Genomic DNA, 21,941 nt, shown 5'->3' on the forward strand with positions numbered 1-21,941 from the left:
TTATCCACTAACTGAAATTGTGATAAAGGGTTTCTTTTCCGGCTCGCCGAGAAAGCTGGTCCACCCTAGGTTATTGTTTTGTTTCGTACCAAGCACCATGCCGCCTGCCTGGTTTTCGGCCAGCCCAAGACGCAGATCCCAAGCCAATTGATCTCGCAGGACAAAGCAGATAAACATCACCAGCGGCAGGAAATTTTTTCCGTCCGGTAAAAATGACAGGAAGTGTTCACGGGATAGATCATTGATACATATCATAAATTTACTGTTGTAGCCTTTCACCCATGAACCGATGGTGAAGTTTTCGCCCAGTATGGACATTTTCACATTTTTCTCACCGTCAGCTTTCTGCTTTTGACCCAAGCGGTTTTGCTGTGATAAGGGAATAGTGACTTTCCTTAATTGCCAGCCATGCACAGTAACATCCTGTAGATCAAAGCAGTGTGAAATCAGGCTGCATATCACTTCCGGCGATCTGCTCGGACTGGCTAGCATCCCGGCATAGGCCAGCATCTTGCTGTGATTGATGTTCAAATCAGTACGATTCACATCACTGCCAAGTCCTACCAGAGAGAACATGCGCTGAGAAAAATCGTCCATTCCGTTCTTGTCAAAACAGATGTAATAACGATATTTCCGCCAGATTTGATAAAGCATGACGACTGAGCGGTGATTGAAAATATTTAGAAAATTAGTCAGTCGGTTTTCGCCTTGAGCCTCCTCCCATGCCAGTGAATCAAGGTAGTAACCAGGCATCGGCGACTGGCTACCATGTAATCCAAGAAAAGAGACTTCTACCTGAAAACGGCCTTGCTCGGTACGTTTCACAGAGACAACATCTCTGGTGGGGAAAGCCAGGCTGGCACTGGATCTGAAACTGATTGATTCCCGGTCTGGGCGATCGGTTTGCCCTGTTTTTTCCCACGCTACCGCCAATTGGTTGAGTAATTCAACCAATTGATAAAAGTTGTATTTTGATACATCCAGTACTCGATTTTCTGTCGAGTTTTTACCTGTTACATCAACGCGTGTTGACCTATTTGTACCGGCCATTGATAACATTCCTGATTATCTAAATTGATCACTTTCAGCATGTGGAAGGAATTAATGCTGGCATATAATGCAAGGAAACGTGACAGTATGGTGCCGAACATATAGAGCTCGCCTTCAGAGCTAAAAGCCTGTTGTCGGATATATAATGTTGATTCTGAACCACGTACAGGAAGCCCTTTAAACAGGCGATCTATTGGTTTCGTTTCGATCCGTTCAATCGCGTTCAGCCGTTTTTGTGATGACCGTGATGACTGCCTATTATGTATGCTGGGGAGATCGTAGGTATTCAGGACCTGTTTCAGGGAGTCCTTATTCAGTAATGTCATATAGTTCAGTGACATATTGGAAATGAGTGACCAGTGATATTTGCCGCTCATCAATGGATAAAGTGGAACAGATGGGCGGGTTATATTACGAAATGACGCAAATGACGGGCTGCCCAATGAAGCGTAATTAATGTCACCTACCCGTAGTTGCAGTGGCAATTCGCGGTTGGTGCAGGTCAATTTGACAGAAACATTTTCATGTCTTTCCAGTTTCAGTAGCTGTGATGCATCGCCACGTACGAAAGAGAGATAGTGCTCAAGCCCTTTGCGGAAAGGGGATTCTTTGACCTTGATACGGAAATAGCGGGTGTTGAGTTCGCTTTCATGCTCGATTTGATGATGAAAACTTTCAAATGGTACATAGCTCCGCTCACTACCGCGCGTGAAGTCGGGTTTACCATCTGGACCAAGCAGATTGCTTTCCACTTTATCAATGGAAAAAATGTCGTAGCGATCAGGATGGCTATAGCTGGCTTTTAATGGATATTCCGCCTGGCTACCATCCAATTGAATAGCTTCGCTATCCATTGGGAAGAGATTAATTGCCGGCACACAATGCAGCCGGAAAGTATCCTGACGGATTTTCACTTCCGGGGGAAGTGCTTCTGAGAAATAGAGATTCAGCGTGAAATCACTGGCTTTAAGATCCGCCGGTAACTTGGGGAAACCAGTGATATCAAAAAACAGAAACCCTTCAGAAAAGCAGAAGTATTCCTGCAAGATGCGATAACCCATATAGGAGTTTTTCGGGTAAGGCAACAGAGCGTCTTCCCGGTTAAAACCAACCGGAACGACATCAAAATCCGGCAATGAAATGGTGGTATTGCCTACGATAAGTTTTGCGTCTTCAAGGTAGTAACTGAGCCAAAAATAGAGCTGTGTACTGCTGTAATTATCGCCGCTCAGATAAAAACGCAGCTTATCAAGTTGCAGCTCTTGTAAGCTGAGTTCTGTCTTTGAGGTAAAGTTCAGACCAATAACACCTTGCTCATTGCTGTTATTGACGGAAATGTCCCTGATCGACATTGGAAACAGCCAGACATCACGGCATAAAGTGAAAGTACAGCGGTTGTTTTTGTCTGATTTATTTGGGTCGCTACTGCTTGAAAAAATATTTTTATCGTCTCCGTCATCATCATCATTTGCGAGCTGGCAACTCTGGATTTGAGTGCCGCGCTTAACCTGTGTGGCTTGTGTGACGGTGCTTTCATCGGGCGTGTACTGGATAATGGTCATGCTGGGTGTTGGCCGCAGATAATTTGGCCATAGCATGTGCAGTAACCCGTGAGTCAGTTCGGGGAACTGATCATCAATTTTTGCCCGTAAGTTACCGGCAAGAAACGCAAATCCTTCCAATAGACGCTCAACATCCGGGTCAGAGCCTTGTTCAGACAGAAATGAAGCGAGGTGAGGATGTTCAATTGCAGCTTGTTTCCCCAATTGTCTCAGGTAATCCAATTCCTCTCTGAAGTATTTTTCAAGTGACATTTTATTGAGTCCGCTCTAAGCAATAACGCCGGTTGTTATCCAGTTGAATGTTAAATTCAACAGCATCATTAATATCATCCAGGGAGACCTGGGCACTGATGTGAAAACTCAACAGCAGCGGGTCACTATCATCGTGGATTGCACTGACAGAGACTGACGATATTCTTGGTTCATAATTTCTAATGCAATGCTCTATTGCCTGTTCAATACTTTGCTTAAAGTCAGTTGCGGTGGTTGTGGCGTCATTGAGATCAATAACGCCAAGATCTACCGCACTCTGACAAGCCCCCGGATGGGTATTGAGAACATTATTCAGGTGCCGTCTGATGGAGTTGAGTAGCTCACGCATTCTTGACTGGCGGGAAGAACCAGAGTTCTTCCCCTGAATACGCTCAAACAAGCTGGCAGAACCTTCTCTATTCCAACTGTACAGCGCAGCCATGACTAATTATTCCTTATCCAAACGCCCTACTAGTGACAACTCAAAGCTGGCTCCCATGTATTTGAAATGAGGGCGAACTTGCATTGCCACCTGATACCAGCCAGGATCGCCTTCCACATCCAAAACCTGAATTTGGGCGGAACGCAGTGGGCGACGGCTGCGGACATCTGTTGGTGGGTTTTCCTGATCGGCGATGTACTGTTTCAACCAGATGTTCAGTTCACGCTCCAGATCCTGACGCTCTTTCCAGGAACCAATCTGCTCGCGCTGCAACACTTTGATGTAGTGTGCAAGGCGGTTGATGATGAACATATAGGGCAGTTGAGTACCCAGTTTGTAGTTGGTTTCAGCCATTTTCCCTTCGCGGGTATTCGGGAATACTTTTGGCTTCTGAACTGAGTTGGCAGAGAAGAATGCGGCGTTATCACTGCCTTTACGCATTGTCAGGGTGATAAAACCTTCTTCAGCCAATTCGAATTCACGGCGATCGGTAACCAGAACTTCTGTTGGGATTTTGGCCTGGATTTGTCCCATTGCTTCGAACAGGTGAACGGGTAGATCGCTGACAGTACCACCGCTTTGCGGGCCGATAATGTTCGGGCACCAGCGATATTTGGCGAAGCTGTCAGTCAGGCAGGATGCCAGAAGATACGCGGTGTTACCCCACAGGAAATGTTCGTGATCTTTGCTGACATCTTCCTGATAGTTAAAGTTTTTAATTGGGTTTTCAATAGTTGAATATGGCAGACGCAGCAGGAATCGTGGTGTTGTCAAGCCGAGATAACGTGAATCTTCAGATTCGCGCAGAGCACGCCATTTGGTGTGAGCCGGGCCTTCAAAGACGGATTTCAGATCTTTGATTGCTGGCAGTTCTGTAAAGCTGCTGATGCCAAAGAAATCAGGCGCGACAGAGGAGAGGAATGGCGCGTGAGCCATCGCACCAACCGCGCTGACGTATTGCATCAGTTTGATATCGGGTGAGCTATTGCTAAACGCATAGTTACCGATGACTGCGGCAACCGGTTCACCACCAAATTGACCATAACCTGTTGAGTAAACATGCTTGTATAAGCCTGACTGGATAATTTCTGGCGAGAATTCAAAATCTTCCAGTAATTCTTCTTTGGTAGCATGAATGATGTTGATTTTGATGTTTTCACGAAAATCTGTGCGATCAACCAACAATTTCAGTGAACGCCATGATGATTCCAGCTCCTGGAACTCTTTGGCGTGCATGATTTCATCGACTTGAGTGCTCAGTGTTTTATCAAGTTCAACGATCATTCTGTCAACGACGAGCTTGTTGATAGGTTCTTCGTTAGAACCTGTATCCAAGATGCTGCTGATAAAAGCCGCAACACCTTGTTTTGCTATATGGTAGCCGTCATTTTCCGGCGTCATTCTTGCCTGAGACATAATCTCGTCAAGCAAAGAGGTGGTAGACCCTGGGGCTAATGTTGTACTGCTCTCTTCATGCAAGGACATGTTAAAAACTCCTTTTCAGTCAATTACTTTTGATTGACGATTTCAAGTTCTTTTAGAAGTTGTTCGCGGACTTTTTCATCACCCAGTAATTCTTGTAAACGGGTGCGGAACGCCGGAATATTTCCTAACGGCCCTTTGAGTGCGACAAGTGCTTCACGCAGTTCCAAAAGTTTATTTAATTCAGGAACTTTCTTTGCTACGTTATCGGGTGAAAAATCGTTTAGTGATTTTATTTCCAGGTTAATTGGCAGATCATCTCCACTATCATCATTGAGACGATTAGGGACACTAAACGTGAGATTGATGTTTGCTTCATTCATCACGGAATTAAAATTATTTTTGTGCACAGAAACAGCTTGACGTTCTTCAATTGGTGTATCTTCTTTCGTCCCTTTGATATCACCGACAATAAGTAAATTAAGTGGTAATTCAATTTCAGCTACCTGATCACCGGTATTAGGAACGTATTTGATATTAATCCTTTCCTTCGGTGCTACACTGCCTGGGCTATTTTTACTCATGTTAAAATCCTTCGGGTAATACAATTAGGCAATTAGGAATTATTGATAACAATATGATGAGAGAGTTGCCTCTGATACCTACCTATATGTGACGGATAACATAAAATCCCTTCCTGGTTTAAAGAAACGGAGGATTCGCTGCATTGAGTTGGGTAGTCAGTCGACTTGTATGAGTATTATAGATAAATACGGATTCAGAATATTCTTACTCATCGAGCAATAGCATCAATATAGACAGCTCTGCAAAGTAGAGTGTCGCATTTTGTTTTTTTATTGTAAAGATAAAACATAGATAGATATACCCCGCTATTCAGCCTTTTGATGATTTTATTATGTTTGGCAGTAATTTACGCCTTGATGTTTTCTTTACTATTTTTTCTGTAAAATCCCTCTATGTAGTAAGATTAGCAGCTATTTTTCGAGGTATTTATAAATTTTTTGTTTAATTTTGTAACAAAGTGTTTCTAAGTGTATTTTTTGTTTTAATTTTAGAGTTAGTTTCATATTGAAAATATTATCATGATTATTAATAAGGTGATGGGGATCAGATTTTTTGATCTATTTTTTATTTTCCAATTGCCCAAGAAATAAATTTACTTGACATTAATAAATTCATTATATTTCAATATTGTATATGTATTTCTCATTGGGCTGAATTATATTACCTAGTCTTATATTCTTAAAATTTACCTATGTAAGAATGATAATATTGTAAAAGTTGCCATTATAATATTTTGATTCGTTGATGATGAATGAACTATTTTGTAATTGAGATTTTATTTTGAAATGAGCTCGTTGGTATTTATTATTCATTTTAGCGTTCGATGCATTCGCAAGTGATTTCTTTCGAGATGAAATAGTTACTATCGAAATTAATGTGAACGCTACTTTGAATATCGATACAATTTTTTAAAGGATATTTTCATGCCAACTCCATGTTATATTTCCATCACTGGAAAAACCCAAGGTAATATTACTGCTGGTTCATTCACTGCTGAATCAGTGGGTAATATTTATGTTCAGGGGCACGAAGATGAAATGCTGGTTCAGGCATTTGATCATGTAGTTACCGTACCAACTGATCCTCAATCAGGTCAGCCTTCTGGTCAGCGTGCTCATAAACCATTCCGTTTTACAGTTGCATTAAATAAATCGGTTCCATTGCTTTATAACGCATTGGCTTCTGGTGAAATGCTGACGAATGTGGAATTGAAATGGTACCGCACTTCTGTTGAAGGGAAACAAGAGCATTTCTTCACAACTCAGTTGGAAGATGCCACGATTATCGACATTGATTGCAAAATGCCGCATTGTCAGGATTCAACAAAATCTGAATTTACTCAGTTGGTTCGTGTTTCTCTGTCTTATCGTAAGATTAACTGGGAACATACAACCGCAGGGACTTCTGGCGCAGATGATTGGCGCGCACCTATTGTTGCCTGATAGGTAATATAATCATTCAGCCAATGGAATACTTTTTCATTGGCTGAAAAACTTAGTTGTTTTATTAAAATTGAAGATTATGAATAGCCACCTTCAATTTGTTTCAGTTTATTTTTTCTTTTCTCCTTTCATTATTTCATCTATTTTTTACACGTACTGTTTAACGATATTACTAACTACTTCCGATGACACTCAGCCATTTTCTTGCTTTTCTTTTAGCCATTTTCTTGGTTGTAGCGGATGTTAATGTTTCTCAGTACCGATGTTAAACGGGTGATTTGATAAATATCACTATAGAATATTATATATTCCGGTGATTGTTTAGTGACTTGTTTTTTAATTTCACAACTTCTGCTTGTTTATGTTGTGTAAGAATTTCTTATGATTGGTAGTGAGAAGGCAGGTAGTATCGCGTTCTTAAATATCATATTTGGTCCTGATAGAATGTTTTACTTACCCTAAATTTTCATGAATATGACAAGATTGATCTTCTGGGGTTGGTATTCAGGATCCTGCCATTTTTATCGCTAATGGGGCTATAATGGTGTCTTACCATCTGTCCCACCTACTGGGATGGGTTTTTAGTTGTCAGGTATTCCATACTGGCAAGTAATCTATTCTCTGCTCTGGGATCTAAAACCTAATGTTAAGTTATCGTCACAGCTTTCACGCCGGTAATCATGCCGATGTATTGAAACATACTGTACAAAGCCTGATCATTGAATCTCTTAAAGAAAAGGAAAAACCTTTTCTTTATTTGGATACTCATGCTGGTGCTGGCCGCTATCAACTCAGTGGTGAACGCGCTGAACGTACTGGTGAATATCTGGAGGGGATTGCCCGCGTCTGGCAGCGTGAGGATTTACCACAAGAATTGAAAGCTTATATGAGTGCAGTCACTGCACTGAATCAGAGTAGTAATTTACGTTATTACCCGGGATCGCCTTTAATTGCCCGCCATTTGTTGCGGCAGGATGATAGGTTCAATCTGACTGAACTGCATTCGAGTGACTATCCTTTATTACGTAATGAATTCTCCCGTGATAACCGCTCTAGGGTTGTGCGTGAAGATGGCTATCAGCAATTAAGATCACAATTGCCACCACAGAGTCGCCGTGGATTTATCCTTATTGATCCGCCTTATGAGCTGAAATCTGATTATCAGGCGGTTGTTCAGGCCATTCAGGAAGGTTATAAGCGTTTTGCCACAGGTGTTTATGCGTTGTGGTATCCGGTGGTATTACGTCAGCAGATCAAACGGCTGGTTAGAGATCTGGAAGCAACCGGCATTCGCCGCATTTTGCAAATTGAGCTGGCTGTCCGGCCTGATAGCGATCAACGAGGGATGACTGCCTCTGGCATGATCGTAATTAATCCCCCTTGGAAGCTGGAACAGCAGATGAAATCGGTGTTGCCGTGGTTACATAAGGTTCTGGTGCCGGAAGGAACAGGCCACATATTGGTTAAATGGATTGCATCAGAATAACTTTCAACAATGGCAGTGAGAGCCAGAACCATCACAACTGATTGATACTTTTTGCCATAATAGGCTTTCGGGTATTAACCCCTTAAACTGATTTAGATGGAAACGACTCAAATGAGTAAACATTACAACTATATAGCAATTGGTGGTGGCAGTGGTGGCATTGCATCAATTAATCGTGCGGCTATGTATGGACAGAAATGCGCCCTGATTGAGGCTAAAGCACTGGGAGGAACTTGCGTTAATGTGGGATGTGTGCCGAAAAAGGTGATGTGGCATGCGGCGCAAATTGCTGAGTCTATCCACCAGTACGGGCCGGATTACGGCTTTGATACCACCGTCAACCGCTTTGATTGGAAGACGCTGATTGCCAGTCGTACTGCTTATATTGATCGTATCCATCAATCTTATGAACGTGGTTTGGGTAATAATCAAGTTGATGTGATCCAAGGTTTCGCTCGTTTTGTTGATGAACATACTGTTGAAGTAAATGGCGAGAAAATCACCGCAGATCATATTTTGATTGCGACGGGTGGGCGCCCTGTACGTCCTGATGTACCAGGAGCGGAATATGGTATTGATTCTGATGGTTTTTTCGAGCTGAAGGCGATGCCAACGCGGGTTGCGGTTGTTGGTGCGGGCTATATTGCGGTGGAAATCGCTGGTGTATTGCATGCACTTGGCAGTGAAACCCATCTGTTTGTGCGCCAACATGCACCGTTGCGCTCTTTTGATCCGATGATTGTTGAAACGTTATTGGAAATTATCAGTACCGAAGGACCCACTTTACATACTGAATCTGTGCCGAAAGCAGTGATTAAAAATGTGGATGGTAGCCTGACTTTGCAACTGCAAAATGGCAAAGAACAAACCGTTGATACCTTGATCTGGGCTATTGGCCGTGAGCCGGCAACGGATAATTTGAATCTGTCTGTAACCGGTGTTGAGCTGAACGAAAAAGGCTACATCAAGGTTGATAAGTACCAAAATACCAATGTGAAAAGTATTTATGCAGTAGGTGATAACACTGGTGCGGTGGAATTAACCCCTGTTGCGGTTGCCGCAGGTCGTCGTTTGTCCGAGCGCTTGTTTAATAATAAGCCGGAAGAATATCTGGATTACACTAATATTCCAACTGTCGTATTCAGCCATCCGCCGATTGGTACTGTAGGTCTGACTGAACCTCAGGCAAAAGAGCAATTTGGTGAGGATCAGGTGAAAACTTATCAATCTTCTTTCACTGCGATGTATACCGCTGTCACTCAACATCGTCAGCCGTGCCGGATGAAACTGGTGTGTGTTGGGCCAGAAGAGAAGATTGTCGGCATTCACGGTATTGGCTTTGGAATGGATGAAATGCTGCAAGGTTTCGCTGTTGCGTTGAAGATGGGAGCAACTAAGAAAGATTTTGATAACACGGTTGCAATTCATCCAACAGCGGCAGAAGAGTTTGTAACGATGCGGTAATGGTATGTCGATATACCTTTCCTACTCGGAAAATACGTTTAAAGGCCGGTTTTATCCGCAATGCTGATCAGTAAAGGATCGGTTGACCAATCCTTTTGATGAAGCAAAATCGGAAATCAGTAAGTGATTTCCGATTTTTTATATGTTTCTAAGACCTGCTATCCAGTTAATCGCAAAGCAGTTCCTCTTAAGTGAACTGTATTGGGGATTAGAAAATTCTATCAAACTATTGGGATAAGCTGATGTAAATTTAGAAGTCGCCTTTAGGAAATCTCAGCAAAACTGTTATGAAATCTATCCCTTCTATGACTTATCTGGCTTTCTATAATTTCTACAGAACAATTTTCTGAGAGTAAGTTGTGATAATGCGATGATGTTGTTGAAAATCTTCTTATATATGCTCTAAATACTGGGGAATATTCCTCAGAAAGCTAGATTTAACTGGCTTTTTTTAAGGTGGATCAAATAAAAGGGGATTGAATGTGGAAAAACTTCAACAACAAAGCCGTAGGGCTTTTCTCCGTCAAACGGGTAAGCTCACCACCGTTTGTGCGGCGATTTCCCTGACGGGGGGGATCGCACAGGCGGTGCCGTCAACTGTCGGAGCCGAAGTATCACAGATGCAGACTACTCTTACTGATTGTCATTACTACCTAATTGATGTGCTGTTGGAAGAGGGATTTGAATATGACGGTGATACGGTGATCGGCACCCGTACTGCACTATATACGTTGGAAATTAAAGATGGCAGGATCATTGCCATCCATGCTTCCGGTACGCCGCTTGACACGGATCAGCCATGCTATCAGGCACAGGAGCAGTTGCTGTTACCCGCCTTCCGCGATATGCACATCCATTTGGATAAAACTTTTTACAGTGGCCCGTGGCAGGCACCGAGGCCGCGCCAGGGTAAAACCATCATGGATATGATTGCCCTGGAGCAGACTCTGATCCCCAAACTGCTACCCACTTCTCAGCAGCGGGCAGCGAGCCTGATTGCCCTGTTGCAATCTAAAGGCAGTACGGTGGCACGCAGCCATTGCAATATTGATCCGGTTAGTGGTCTGAAAAGCCTGGAACATTTACAGTATGCTTTGGAAAATCACCGTGATGATTTCACTTGTGAAATCGTTGCCTTCCCGCAGCACGGTTTGCTGCATTCCAAAGTGGAAGGGCTGATGCGCGAGGCGATACAGATGGGCGTGCAATACGTTGGCGGTCTGGACCCGACTAACGTGGATGCTGCGATGGAAAAATCACTGGATACTATGTTCCAGATCGCGCTCGATAATAACGCGGGTGTGGATATTCATCTGCATGAGATCAGCCCGGAGGGCGTTGCTGCTATCAATTACATGATTGATACGGTGGAGAAAACACCCGCCTTGCGAGGCAAGGTCACTATCAGCCACGCTTTCGCCCTGACCACGTTGGACGAGGGTGCATTGGCAGAAACCGCTTCCTGTTTAGCGGAGCAGCAAATCACTATCGCCTCCACAGTACCTATCGGTAGCCTGATGATGCCATTACCGCAGCTCAGAGCCAAAGGAGTGTTCATTATGACCGGTACTGACAGTGTGATTGATCACTGGTCGCCATTCGGTACTGGTGACATGTTGGAGAAGGCTAATTTGTATGCGCAATTGTACTGTGGTTCCGATGAGTTTCATCTTTCCCGCTCTATGGCTATTGCTACAGGCGGTGTGTTGCCGCTTAACGACCAAGGCCAGCGTATTTGGCCTCAAGTGGGCGATAAAGCTGACTTTGTCTTGGTAGCAGCGAGTTGTTCTGCTGAGGCGGTGGCACGTCTGCCTGCTCGTCAGGCAACGTTCCGTCAGGGGCGTCTGGTGGCTGGTACTGTAGCCAAGGTTTGATTCAGAAAAAAGTACTGTCAGTCATTTCCTCATTAATGACTGTTTTTGGTTTTCTGCCCTTGTCTGAGTGTGCCTTAATGCACCTGATTGTGGGCAGAAACCGTACTTAACCTGAACTGCGTTTAAGAAGGAAATTAAAGTGTCTGAGATACGATCAACGTTTTTGTCAAAGAAAATTCAAGACATCGCAGTCTGCTTGGTTTCTTGCTTAATATTCCTTCAATATAAAATAAAGTATGTTACCATTCGCCGATGAAGAGAAAAAATACACCAACACCACATGACGCTGTTTTTAAACAGTTTTTAAGTCATATTGATACGGCCAGAGATTTCCTGGAGATACATTTGCCTGCTAAATTACGGGCAGTTTGTGATCTGGATACACTGCGGTTGGAATCAGGGTCATTTATAGAAGACAATCTGCGTGCGCATTATTCCGACATTTTGTATTCATTGAAAACGGCGCGAGGTGAAGGTTACGTGTATTGCGTGATTGAACACCAGAGTTCCCCGGACAAGATGATGGCATTCCGGCTAATGCGCTACAGTATTTCAGCCATGCAACGACATCTGGAGCAGGGACATGAAAAATTGCCGCTGGTCATTCCGGTGCTATTCTATCACGGGAAAGTACAGCCGTATCCCTGGAGTACCAATTGGTTCGACTGCTTCGATGATCCGGCCTTGGCGAAGGAAATCTATTCCGGTTCCTTCCCGCTGGTCGATGTGACGGTCATTCCTGATGATGAGATCCTGACGCACAAACGGGTCGCGCTACTGGAAATGGTGCAAAAGCATATCCGTCAGCGAGATATGGCGGAGCTGCTGCAAGAGTTGGTCATACTGCTGACGTATGATTACTATACAGATGAACAGTTAAAAAGCGTGCTAAACTACTTATTACAGGCGGGAGATACCGCCGATCCAGAGGGTTTTATCCGGCGACTGGCAGAACAGTCCCCGAGGTATGAGGAGGTACTGATGACAATAGCGCAAAGATTGGAACATAAAGCCCGTCAGGAAGGGCGTCAGGAAGGGCGTCAGGAAGGGCGTCAGGAAGGGCGTCAGGAAGGGCGTCAGGAAGGGCGTCAGGAAGGACGTCAGGAAGGGCGCCAAGAGGCAACTTTAAAGATTGCTCATGCATTGCTGAACAGCGGAATCGATCGTGAAACGGTGATGAAAACTACCGGTCTGAGCCAAAACGAACTTGAGCAAATACGCCACTAACTCATGTTGAGAGTGCTTAGCCAGCACTAACAATTCTTGTTAAAAGAGGATGTTACGGTGACTGTCAAAACAATCACCGGAGTCTGAGAATCGACCGTGAACGGTGATGAAAATCACCGGGCTGAGCCAGAGTGAGCTTGAACAAATGTCCGACAAACTTACTGGCTGATACGTTATCGGCATAAAAATGCTTGAGTCAATGCACGAAATGCATAATAGAAGCAGCACATTTACATGCCAAGCGATAAGAGCGAGTCTGAATCTACGTGCCATTTCTTAAGCAGAGCTGAGGTTACTTAAACTCGTCATGTTAAACCGTTCTATAATGCAACCAGTTGCCTGTTTAAGAACTTTGTAAGGTGTTTTTCCACTGGTTTTTGAGGAGCGAGGGAGAAATACCATTGCTTCTATCCGCTTTATGCTTGATCACGAAGATATGTTTGGCCTAAAAATAGATGTATTAAGTTTGATCGTGATGCAATGAAAAGAATCAGGCGGTGTTATTGATGAATTTATCCAGCGTGGGAATGCGGCTGATTTTGCAACCATTCCACAATAAAATCAGCCACCTGTTCAGGCTGATTGATACTGAGTTGTGGCAAAGTGGTCGCCAATATTTCATCACTGGCAACAGCAATCACATATTTATCAAGAAGATCGCTTAATGGGCGGTTAAGAATGCAGCGGTATAGCGCAATCTTATTGATTGGTTCACTCTTAAAGCCCTCGACGAGAATCAGATCCAGTGAATCTGGATCAAAGCGACTGGCAAGATAGCTCAAATCTAATTCCTGTGAATCTGGCGTTTCTGTCATTAATGCCCAGCGTTGTTGGCTGGCGACCAGTGTTTGCTCTGCGCCAGCTTTGCGCAGTTCATAACTGTCTTTGCCCGGTTTATCTACATCCATATCGTGATGAGTGTGCTTTATCAGACCAATCCGGATTTGCCGTTGACGCAATAATGGAATCACTTTTTTGAGAAGCGTGGTTTTTCCTGTACCGCTATATGCTGTGATGCCAAGTAGTGGAAGAGGTTTTGTACTCATTTTCTGGTCTCCTGCATATATTCCCAATTCCGGCAATCTTCTGGTGTGTTCAGATTGGCAAAAGCAACGGGATTATCGTCAAACTGAACGGCTATTGCACCAATCTTATGCATAAACAGCATCAGTTTGCGATCACCATCAGCCAGATAATTTTCCAATTGACAGAACAGACTACAGTGCAGCAGAGCGAGAGTAGGGTGAGCACGATTGCCATCATCTGCATAGGCTGCTAATGCCTGCTGTTTGCCTTGCCATAAACGAGTGACTAAATCAGGGGGGAAGTCAGGTACATCACAAGGAACAAACACAATCCAATCGTGACTGGCTGATTTTAGGGTTGCCAGCATTCCAGACAGTGGCCCAGAGAAATCTGGTGTTAAATCAGGAACAACTTGATCACAACTTTGTCGGTAAATATCCAGATTACGGTTGGCATTGATGATTAATTCATCTACTTGTGGCAGTAGCTTATTCGCAATATGCTGGTACAGCGGTATCTTATGTAAGAGAATTAGCCCCTTATCATGGCCGCCCATGCGGGTAGCACGGCCTCCTGCGAGGATCGCACCGCTTATTTTTGGTTGCATAATGTTCAATCTATCAACTAAGACGGTTATTGCCTGCTAATGTAACCTTTTTGAGTTTGGTTATTTGGGCTTCACCAAACGTTTTTCATATAAGATCACCGGATAACTCGCTGATAAAATAATAATCTTTACGCTTATTGACAGAGCAATTCTTTCTCTGTGTGGCTATCCCTGTTAATTTGTATAGGCTTTTGTTTATAAGGAATTTGGTATGAAATATCATCGGCTGAATTTTTGCAGAAGTTGGCGAAAGAAGCGGGCTTTTTCGGTGAGTTATCTAAGTTGACCGATGATATTTTGATTTATCACTTAAAAATGCGTGATGCTGAGGCAACAGGAGAAATTCCGGGGCTGAAAAAGGATCACGAAGCAGATTTTGAAACTGCGTTATTGTGCGCCCGTGGCGTTATTACAGATTAATCAAGAGAATAGAATGTGCTAACAGACCAGTCTGCTTTTAATTTCCGGGAATTAACACCGGATTTGATTATGGATGCATTGGTGCAGACCGGATTATACATAGATTCTGGGCTGACAGAATTAAACAGTTATGAGAACCGTGTTTATCAGTTTACAGATGAAGATCGTAAACGTTATGTCGTGAAATTTTATCGTCCACAGCGTTGGGATCGGCAACAGATTCAGGAAGAGCATGATTTTTCTCTGGCGTTGCAACAGGCTGATTTGCCGGTGGCCGCGCCTCTGGTGTTTGATCAGCAAACTTTACTGACTTTTAAGGATTTCTTTTTTGCCGTTTTCCCGAGTATCGGGGGCCGCCAATATGAATCCGATAATCTCTTTCAGCTAGAAGATGTGGGTCGCTTGCTAGGTAGAATTCATCAGGTTGGTTGTCGGCAAAAATTCACCTCTCGCCCAACTATCGGGTTAAATGAGTATTTGCACCAGCCGCGACAGTTTTTGGCTGCATGTGAGTTAATTCCTCCAGTACAGAAAGTGCAATTTTTGGCTGTATTGGATGATCTGATCAACGCCGTAGAATCAAATTGGCGCGACGATTGGCAAATATTGAGGCTTCATGGTGACTGCCACCCAGGTAATATCCTGTGGCGTGACGAAGCCTGGTTTGTTGATCTTGATGATGCGCGTAGTGGTCCGGCAGTTCAGGACTTATGGATGTTGCTTCATGGTTCCCGTCAAGAACGGTTATTACAGTTGGATACTCTGTTGGAAGCCTATGGTGAGTTTACGGATTTTGACTCTGGGGAGTTGTCATTAATAGAACCATTGCGTGCTATGAGGATGGTCTATTATTTGTCATGGGTTGCCCGACGTTGGCAGGATCCTGCTTTTCCCAGAGCGTTTCCCTGGATGACAGATGCTGATTTTTGGTTAAAACAGACGTCACTTTTTGCTGGGCAGATTAAGCTGTTACAAGAACCACCTTTGCAGCTTAACCCAATCTATTAATGTTTATCATGGAGATATTTATGAAAAAGTTTTGGTTAGCTTTAGTCGGAATGGTGATGGCATTTTATGCCTCTGCTGCTAGTTTTACCGAAGGAACACAGTATGTTGAACTGAAATCACCTGTGGCAAATCAACCACAGGTGCTGGAATTCTTCTCGTTCTATTGCCCTCATTGCTATCAGTTTGAAGAGAGTTTTAAAGTTCCGCAGACGGTGAAACAGAATTTACCGGAAGGAACGAATTTTGTTCGTTATCATGTGGAGTTTCTGGGGCCATTGGGTAAAGATTTGACTGTGGCCTGGGCAGCGGCAATGGCGATGGGTGTGGAAGATAAAGTGACTCCGCTGCTGTTTGAGGGCCTTCAGAAAACACAGACTATTAATACCCCGGCCGATATTCGCAATACCTTTATCAAAGCTGGAGTAACCGGTGAAGATTATGATGCTGCCATGAACAGTTTTGTTGTGAAATCTTTAGTTGTTAAGCAGCAAAAAGCTGCTCAGGACTTGCAACTGCGTGGTGTACCAGCAATGTTTGTTAATGGCAAATATATGGTGAGAAATAATGGCATTGATGCAACTTCTGCTGATACCTATGCGAAATCATATTCAGATGTTGTTAACTTCCTGTTAAAGCAGAAGTAAGGTTGGCTACTGAAATAGAATAACATGAGCATGTGCCGGAGTGAGAAGCTTTGGCACAATGCGTACCAGAAAGAATTTTGTGTAAGACAGACTCCGGTTATATCCACAACTCTGTGATCTATAAGGTAATATGACAGTTTAATGACTAGGATTATAAGTCATTGATTTTTACCCGCCGTTGATAAATTTTTTTTATCAACGGTCTATGCTGGAATGAAACTCGTAATATCTATGCACAAAGTTATCCACAGAATTTATAGCAAAGTGTGAATATCTGGATCTGGCTTCAGCAAAGAAAATTCACACAAAATTCGTTTCCTGCTTCTTGCTGTGGCATCCTATTCCTATTACACCCGTAACAGATAATGAAGAAGACTTATGGCTCAGATAGCAGACAATCCCCTGATTTTGGTTGATGGTTCCTCATACCTTTATCGTGCTTATCATGCTTTTCCTCCGCTGACCAACAGCGCTGGAGAACCGACTGGAGCCATGTATGGCGTATTGAATATGCTGCGCAGCTTGGTAATGCAGTACAAACCGAGCCATGTGGCGGTAGTCTTCGATGCTAAAGGTAAAACTTTCCGTGATGAATTGTTTGCTGAGTATAAGTCTCATCGTCCTCCTATGCCGGATGACCTGCGTGCGCAGATAGAGCCGTTACATCAGATGGTAGAAGCTATGGGGTTGCCGTTGCTGGTGGTTTCGGGAGTAGAAGCCGATGATGTTATCGGGACTCTGGCGTTACAGGCGGAAAAGGAGGGGCGTGCGGTACTGATCAGCACGGGTGATAAAGATATGGCGCAATTGGTAACGCCAAATATCACACTTATCAATACAATGAATAACACCATTCTGGGGCCGGAAGAAGTGGTTGAGAAGTATGGCGTGTCGCCAAATCTGATCATTGATTTTCTGGCACTGATGGGCGACTCTTCAGATAATATTCCTGGCGTGCCTGGAGTAGGGGAGAAAACGGCACTGGGATTGCTGCAAGGAATTGGCGGCATGGACGATATTTTTGCCAATCTGGATAAAATTGCGGGGTTGAGTTTCCGTGGCGCAAAAACGCTGGCGGATAAGATGGAGCAACATAAAGATGTGGCTTATCTCTCCTATAAATTGGCAACGATTAAAACAGATGTTGAGTTGGATAAAACCGGTGTTGCTTTGTCAGTCAAAGAGCTTGATACAGAGAAACTGTATGAATTGTTCTCGCGTTATGAATTTAAACGCTGGTTGAGTGATCTGGCAAATGGTGATTGGTTGGTTGCTAAGGGCAAAAAACCGATATCCAAGGGTAATGATGAATCATCTCCAACTGAAGATAAATCTGTTTCGGCAACGCTTTCTTCTGATAATTATCAGACTATTCTCGATCAGAAAAGCTTCGATGAATGGATTGAGAAGCTGAAAAAATCGCCGGTTTTTGCTTTTGATACTGAAACTGACAGCCTTGATACTCTGACAGCTAACCTGGTGGGGATGTCATTTGCGGTGACTGCCGGAGAAGCAGCTTATCTACCTCTGGGGCATGATTATCTGGATGCGCCAGAGCAGCTTGACCGAGATACGGTACTGGCGGCATTAAAACCGCTGCTTGAAGATAGTAATTTGCTGAAGATTGGTCAAAATATTAAGTTCGATCGTGGTGTGCTGGCTCGCTATGGCATTGAACTGCAAGGCATTGCTTACGATACCATGTTGGAATCTTACGTGCTTAATAGCGTTGCAGGCATGGGGCGGCATGATATGGATAGTTTGGCTGAACGTCATTTGAATCATAAGACCACGACTTTTGAAGAGATCGCGGGTAAAGGCAAAAATCAGCTTACTTTTAATCAGGTTCCCGTGGAACAGGCTGCAATGTATGCCGCAGAAGATGCAGATGTCACTTTGTTGCTGCATCAGGTTATGTGGCCGCAACTGGAGAAAGCCCCGGCGCTGGGAAAAGTGTTCCTGAAAACAGAAATGCCGCTGGTAATGGTGCTTTCCCGCATGGAGCGCACAGGAGTATTGATTGATGCAAATATTCTGGCTGAACATTCAAAAGAGATCACTGCCCGTCTGAATGAACTGGAAAAAGAGGCACATGAATTGGCAGGTGAGGTTTTTAATTTGGCTTCACCAAAACAGCTACAGGCGATATTATTTGAAAAATTGCAGCTGCCGGTCGTGAAAAAGACGCCGGGTGGTGCGCCCTCCACCAATGAAGAAGTGCTGGAAGAGTTGGCGGATAACCATGCATTGCCGAAAGTGATCTTAGAGCATCGTGGCTTGGCAAAATTGAAATCCACTTACACAGATAAACTGCCGCAGATGGTCCATCCGTTGACTAAACGGGTTCATACTTCCTATCACCAGGCGGTAACAGCAACCGGGCGTCTCTCTTCGCGTGATCCTAATTTGCAAAATATTCCTGTCCGTAATGAAGAGGGCCGCCGCATTCGTCAGGCATTCGTGGCACCTGAAGGTTACCGGATTATGGCTGCTGACTACTCTCAGATTGAGTTGCGGATTATGGCCCATTTGTCTCAGGATCAAGGGCTGTTGAAAGCTTTTTCTGAAGGGCAAGACATTCACCGGGCAACGGCGGCGGAAGTCTTTGGTTTGTCGCTGGAGCAGGTAACCAGTGAGCAGCGCCGTAGTGCTAAGGCAATTAACTTTGGTTTGATCTACGGTATGAGTGCATTTGGCCTTTCCCGTCAATTGGGCATTCCACGTGGTGAAGCTCAACGTTATATGGATCTCTATTTTGAGCGCTATCCGGGCGTATTGGCGTATATGGAGCGGACCCGTAAGCAGGCGGAAGAGCAGGGTTATGTTGAAACGCTGGACGGCCGTCGTCTTTATCTGCCAGATATCAAATCTCGCAATGCCATGCGCCGTAAAGCAGCCGAGCGTGAAGCTATTAACGCGCCAATGCAGGGAACTGCGGCGGATATCATCAAAAAAGCAATGATTGCGGTGGATGATTGGATTATTAACGAAGAACCGAAAGTTCGCATGATTATGCAGGTTCACGATGAGCTGGTATTCGAAATCCATGAGTCACAACTTGAATATGCAGAACAGAAAATTCGTGAATTGATGGAGAAGAGTATGGTGCTTGATGTTCCGTTGAAAGTAGATGTGGGTATCGGTGACAACTGGGATCAGGCGCACTGATATGCCAGCTTAATAAGCGATAGGTTGAGCTGAGATATTTGGTTCAGCCTTTTTTAATCTGTTCAGTGTCCAATGGCCCTGTTAATCATAGTCACTATGTGCTCTGGTATCCCCGCCTTCCCAAGCGATGACATAGCGGTTGCTCCGGCACTTGATACCAAGGTGCTATTATTGCTGTCATAGGCATTTTTTCTCTATCTTAAGGCTGACGAAGCATGGTTATGTTGATTCATTTATTCTCCTGATCAGGCCATATTGAATTGACTGTTTTCCATAGGGAATTTGTGCCGAAAAATCCCACTATAATGGGCGGTTTGGCAGGATTTTTAATTTCACTGGATAATATTAGTAGTGAATTCAGTGTTGGTGTAGCAGAGAAAAGTGATCAAATAGTTGTGTGGTTCTGTTTTGCTGTAAAGAAGATACTAATAATGTAATGGTTTTTGTATTGTTCGAGTATATTAGATCTAGATCGCATAAATATGTAATTAAACTACACTTGGTGGCGATAAAACAATCAAAATCTTAAGCTGAATCGAGATAATCATTGAAAATAAATTACAAAAGGGCTTTTTCTGAGAAATAAAATAAGGTAGAGTTACTGGCGTAGGGTACAGAGGTAAGATGTTCTATCTTTCAGACCTTTTACTTCACGTAATCGGATTTAGCTGAATATTAGCTGCCCCAGTCAGTTTTGACTGGGGCATTTTTTTCGCCTGAATTTAATGTGTGGGAATAATAACAGTGCTATTAGCTATTGTTTTCAATTTGAACGGTTGGTTGGCTGAACCATATGTCCAGTTTTTGTTGTAATTTATCGATCCCGATTTTTTTTAGGGCGGAGAAATATTCCACCTGAATATCTCCATTGAGGGCGGCTAATTCTTCACGTACTTTATTCAACTGGCTTTTACGGGCACCAGATGCCAGTTTATCGGCTTTAGTTAGCAACACAATAACCGGTACATGCATTGCCACTGCCCATTGGATCATCTGTTGATCAAGATCTTTCAGTGGATGACGGATATCCATCAGCACGACCAGCCCAATCAGGTTCTCACGTTTTTGCAGATATTCACCCAATGCTTTCTGCCATTTACGCTTTATCTCTTCTGGTACTTCGGCATAACCATAGCCGGGTAAGTCAACTAGGTGAATTCCTTCTTCTACTTCGAATAAATTGATGAGTTGTGTTCGCCCTGGCGTTTTGCTGGTACGGGCGAGGCTTTTCTGTTTCGTCAGGGCATTTAACGCGCTGGATTTACCTGCGTTTGAACGACCGGCAAACGCGACTTCAATGCCCAGTTCTTGAGGTAGATGGCGAATATCAGGTGCGCTCGTGATAAAACGGGTCATATGATAGTTGTGGTTTTTGATGGTCAAAATGATTATCTCCCTGAGAAATGCACTGAATATATGCCAAAGGAGATTATACCGGTAGCCACTGTTGGTTGACAGGATTAAAAATAATGACATATTTCTGATGGGTTAAGCCAAATTTGCTATTTTGCCGTCAATTATTGCCTTATTTGTGAAATAAAATCTGATCTATTGTGAGAGGATAAATTTTTATCCAAGGCATCAACCGATTGATATCGTAAATGTAAGTAAATATTGAGCACTATGCTGAGGAGATTATTAGAATTGATTTCAGCTTGTGTTGTTGACCTTAATATATAGGAATCCAGAATGTTTAAACGTATTTTAGTGACGCTTGTAACTGCATGTTCTCTGAGCGCAATGGCACCTTTGGCTCTGGCTGTGGGTGAAACCCATGTGAAGCTGACGACAACAGAGGGTAATATTGAACTGGAATTAAATAGCCAGAAAGCGCCGATTACAACCAAAAACTTTATTGAATACGTCAATGAGGGTTATTATAACAACACAATTTTTCATCGGGTGATCCCGGGATTTATGGTTCAGGGGGGCGGTTTTACCAAAGACTTGCAGCAGAAAGCGACTAAAGAATCCATTAAAAATGAAGCGGATAATGGGCTGCGTAATTTACGCGGAACGATTTCTATGGCGCGTACTGCTGATAAAGACAGTGCGACTAGCCAATTTTTTATCAACGTAGCAGATAATGCTTTCCTTGATCATGGTCAGCGTGACTTTGGCTATGCAGTATTTGGTAAGGTCGTAAAAGGTATGGATGTTGTAGATAAAATTTCTCAAGTAAAAACTGAAAATGTTGGTCCTTATCAGAATGTGCCGGTGAAACCCGTGGTGATCCTGTCTGCTAAGATTGTTCCTTAACTT

At 43.6% G+C, this 21,941-nt stretch carries 18 protein-coding genes and 1 pseudogene; 11 read left to right on the forward strand and 8 right to left on the reverse strand.

Annotated elements, in window-relative coordinates; genetic code table 11:
* From tssG to tssB, 5 genes are read right to left on the reverse strand one after another with little or no spacing between them, the layout of a single operon-like run.
* A complete protein-coding gene (tssG, locus tag ACUN2T_RS02010) occupies positions 1-1,050 on the reverse strand; it encodes a type VI secretion system baseplate subunit TssG (RefSeq protein WP_445496005.1) in 1,050 nt (349 codons plus the stop codon).
* Positions 1,014-2,864, reverse strand: coding sequence for a type VI secretion system baseplate subunit TssF (gene tssF / locus ACUN2T_RS02015; protein WP_445496006.1), 1,851 nt, complete (start codon positions 2,862-2,864; stop codon positions 1,014-1,016). The genes tssG and tssF overlap by 37 nt, the downstream gene beginning before the upstream one ends.
* A gap of 1 nt (position 2,865) precedes the next feature.
* Positions 2,866-3,306: a type VI secretion system baseplate subunit TssE gene (gene tssE / locus ACUN2T_RS02020; protein ID WP_445496007.1), complete on the reverse strand. Its 441-nt coding sequence runs from the start codon at positions 3,304-3,306 to the stop codon at positions 2,866-2,868.
* A gap of 6 nt (positions 3,307-3,312) precedes the next feature.
* Positions 3,313-4,791 (reverse strand): type VI secretion system contractile sheath large subunit, encoded by a 1,479-nt coding sequence (tssC, locus tag ACUN2T_RS02025; protein ID WP_445496008.1) that lies wholly within the window; start codon positions 4,789-4,791, stop codon positions 3,313-3,315.
* Positions 4,792-4,814: 23 nt separating this feature from the next.
* Positions 4,815-5,312, reverse strand: coding sequence for a type VI secretion system contractile sheath small subunit (gene tssB, locus ACUN2T_RS02030; RefSeq protein WP_133814287.1), 498 nt, complete (start codon positions 5,310-5,312; stop codon positions 4,815-4,817).
* Between the two features lie 924 nt (positions 5,313-6,236).
* Between tssB and ACUN2T_RS02035 the strand changes: the two genes are divergently transcribed.
* The 5 genes from ACUN2T_RS02035 (at position 6,237) to ACUN2T_RS02055 (ending at position 12,806) form a co-directional block, all read left to right on the forward strand.
* Positions 6,237-6,755 (forward strand): Hcp family type VI secretion system effector, encoded by a 519-nt coding sequence (locus ACUN2T_RS02035; protein WP_021323277.1) that lies wholly within the window; start codon positions 6,237-6,239, stop codon positions 6,753-6,755.
* Positions 6,756-7,398: 643 nt separating this feature from the next.
* Positions 7,399-8,241 (forward strand): 23S rRNA (adenine(2030)-N(6))-methyltransferase RlmJ, encoded by an 843-nt coding sequence (locus ACUN2T_RS02040; protein ID WP_445496009.1) that lies wholly within the window; start codon positions 7,399-7,401, stop codon positions 8,239-8,241.
* A 111-nt stretch (positions 8,242-8,352) separates the two neighbouring features.
* Positions 8,353-9,705: a glutathione-disulfide reductase gene (gene gorA / locus ACUN2T_RS02045; protein WP_445496010.1), complete on the forward strand. Its 1,353-nt coding sequence runs from the start codon at positions 8,353-8,355 to the stop codon at positions 9,703-9,705.
* Between the two features lie 482 nt (positions 9,706-10,187).
* Positions 10,188-11,579 carry an amidohydrolase family protein gene (locus ACUN2T_RS02050; RefSeq protein ID WP_445496011.1) on the forward strand — a complete coding sequence of 464 codons (1,392 nt, stop codon included), beginning with the start codon at positions 10,188-10,190 and terminating at the stop codon, positions 11,577-11,579.
* 252 nt (positions 11,580-11,831) lie between these two features.
* Positions 11,832-12,806 carry an Rpn family recombination-promoting nuclease/putative transposase gene (locus tag ACUN2T_RS02055; RefSeq protein WP_445496012.1) on the forward strand — a complete coding sequence of 325 codons (975 nt, stop codon included), beginning with the start codon at positions 11,832-11,834 and terminating at the stop codon, positions 12,804-12,806.
* 512 nt (positions 12,807-13,318) lie between these two features.
* Here the strand turns inward: ACUN2T_RS02055 and mobB are convergent.
* Together mobB and mobA are read right to left on the reverse strand one after the other, a co-directional pair.
* Entirely contained in the window at positions 13,319-13,852 is a 534-nt protein-coding gene (gene mobB, locus ACUN2T_RS02060) for a molybdopterin-guanine dinucleotide biosynthesis protein MobB (RefSeq protein WP_445496013.1), read from the reverse strand.
* Positions 13,849-14,439: a molybdenum cofactor guanylyltransferase MobA gene (gene mobA / locus ACUN2T_RS02065; RefSeq protein WP_445496014.1), complete on the reverse strand. Its 591-nt coding sequence runs from the start codon at positions 14,437-14,439 to the stop codon at positions 13,849-13,851. Before mobA ends, mobB begins: the two co-directional genes overlap by 4 nt.
* A 228-nt stretch (positions 14,440-14,667) precedes the next feature.
* Between mobA and ACUN2T_RS02070 the strand changes: the two are divergent.
* The 5 genes and pseudogenes from ACUN2T_RS02070 to ACUN2T_RS02090 all read left to right on the forward strand — a co-directional run.
* Positions 14,668-14,859 (forward strand): annotated as a pseudogene (locus ACUN2T_RS02070) (DUF1040 family protein); the annotation flags it as partial.
* 69 nt (positions 14,860-14,928) lie between these two features.
* Positions 14,929-15,867 (forward strand): serine/threonine protein kinase, encoded by a 939-nt coding sequence (locus ACUN2T_RS02075; protein ID WP_445497785.1) that lies wholly within the window; start codon positions 14,929-14,931, stop codon positions 15,865-15,867.
* 20 nt (positions 15,868-15,887) lie between these two features.
* The gene (dsbA, locus tag ACUN2T_RS02080) at positions 15,888-16,511 is read left to right on the forward strand and encodes a thiol:disulfide interchange protein DsbA (protein ID WP_445496015.1); all 624 of its coding nucleotides are present in this window, start codon (positions 15,888-15,890) and stop codon (positions 16,509-16,511) included.
* A 378-nt stretch (positions 16,512-16,889) separates the two neighbouring features.
* On the forward strand, positions 16,890-19,679 hold the full coding sequence (polA, locus tag ACUN2T_RS02085) for a DNA polymerase I (protein WP_445496016.1): 2,790 nt from the start codon (positions 16,890-16,892) through the stop codon (positions 19,677-19,679).
* A 624-nt stretch (positions 19,680-20,303) separates the two neighbouring features.
* The gene (locus ACUN2T_RS02090; RefSeq protein ID WP_438361642.1) at positions 20,304-20,351 is read left to right on the forward strand and encodes a hypothetical protein; all 48 of its coding nucleotides are present in this window, start codon (positions 20,304-20,306) and stop codon (positions 20,349-20,351) included.
* 78 nt (positions 20,352-20,429) lie between these two features.
* Here ACUN2T_RS02090 and yihA read toward each other — a convergent pair whose 3' ends face one another.
* The gene (yihA, locus tag ACUN2T_RS02095; protein WP_445496017.1) at positions 20,430-21,062 is read right to left on the reverse strand and encodes a ribosome biogenesis GTP-binding protein YihA/YsxC; all 633 of its coding nucleotides are present in this window, start codon (positions 21,060-21,062) and stop codon (positions 20,430-20,432) included.
* Between the two features lie 306 nt (positions 21,063-21,368).
* Here yihA and ppiA point away from each other — a divergent pair, with 306 nt between their 5' ends.
* A complete protein-coding gene (gene ppiA, locus ACUN2T_RS02100; protein ID WP_445496018.1) occupies positions 21,369-21,938 on the forward strand; it encodes a peptidylprolyl isomerase A in 570 nt (189 codons plus the stop codon).
* Positions 21,939-21,941 lie beyond the last annotated feature (3 nt).

This window comes from Photorhabdus machadonis (assembly GCF_052657765.1).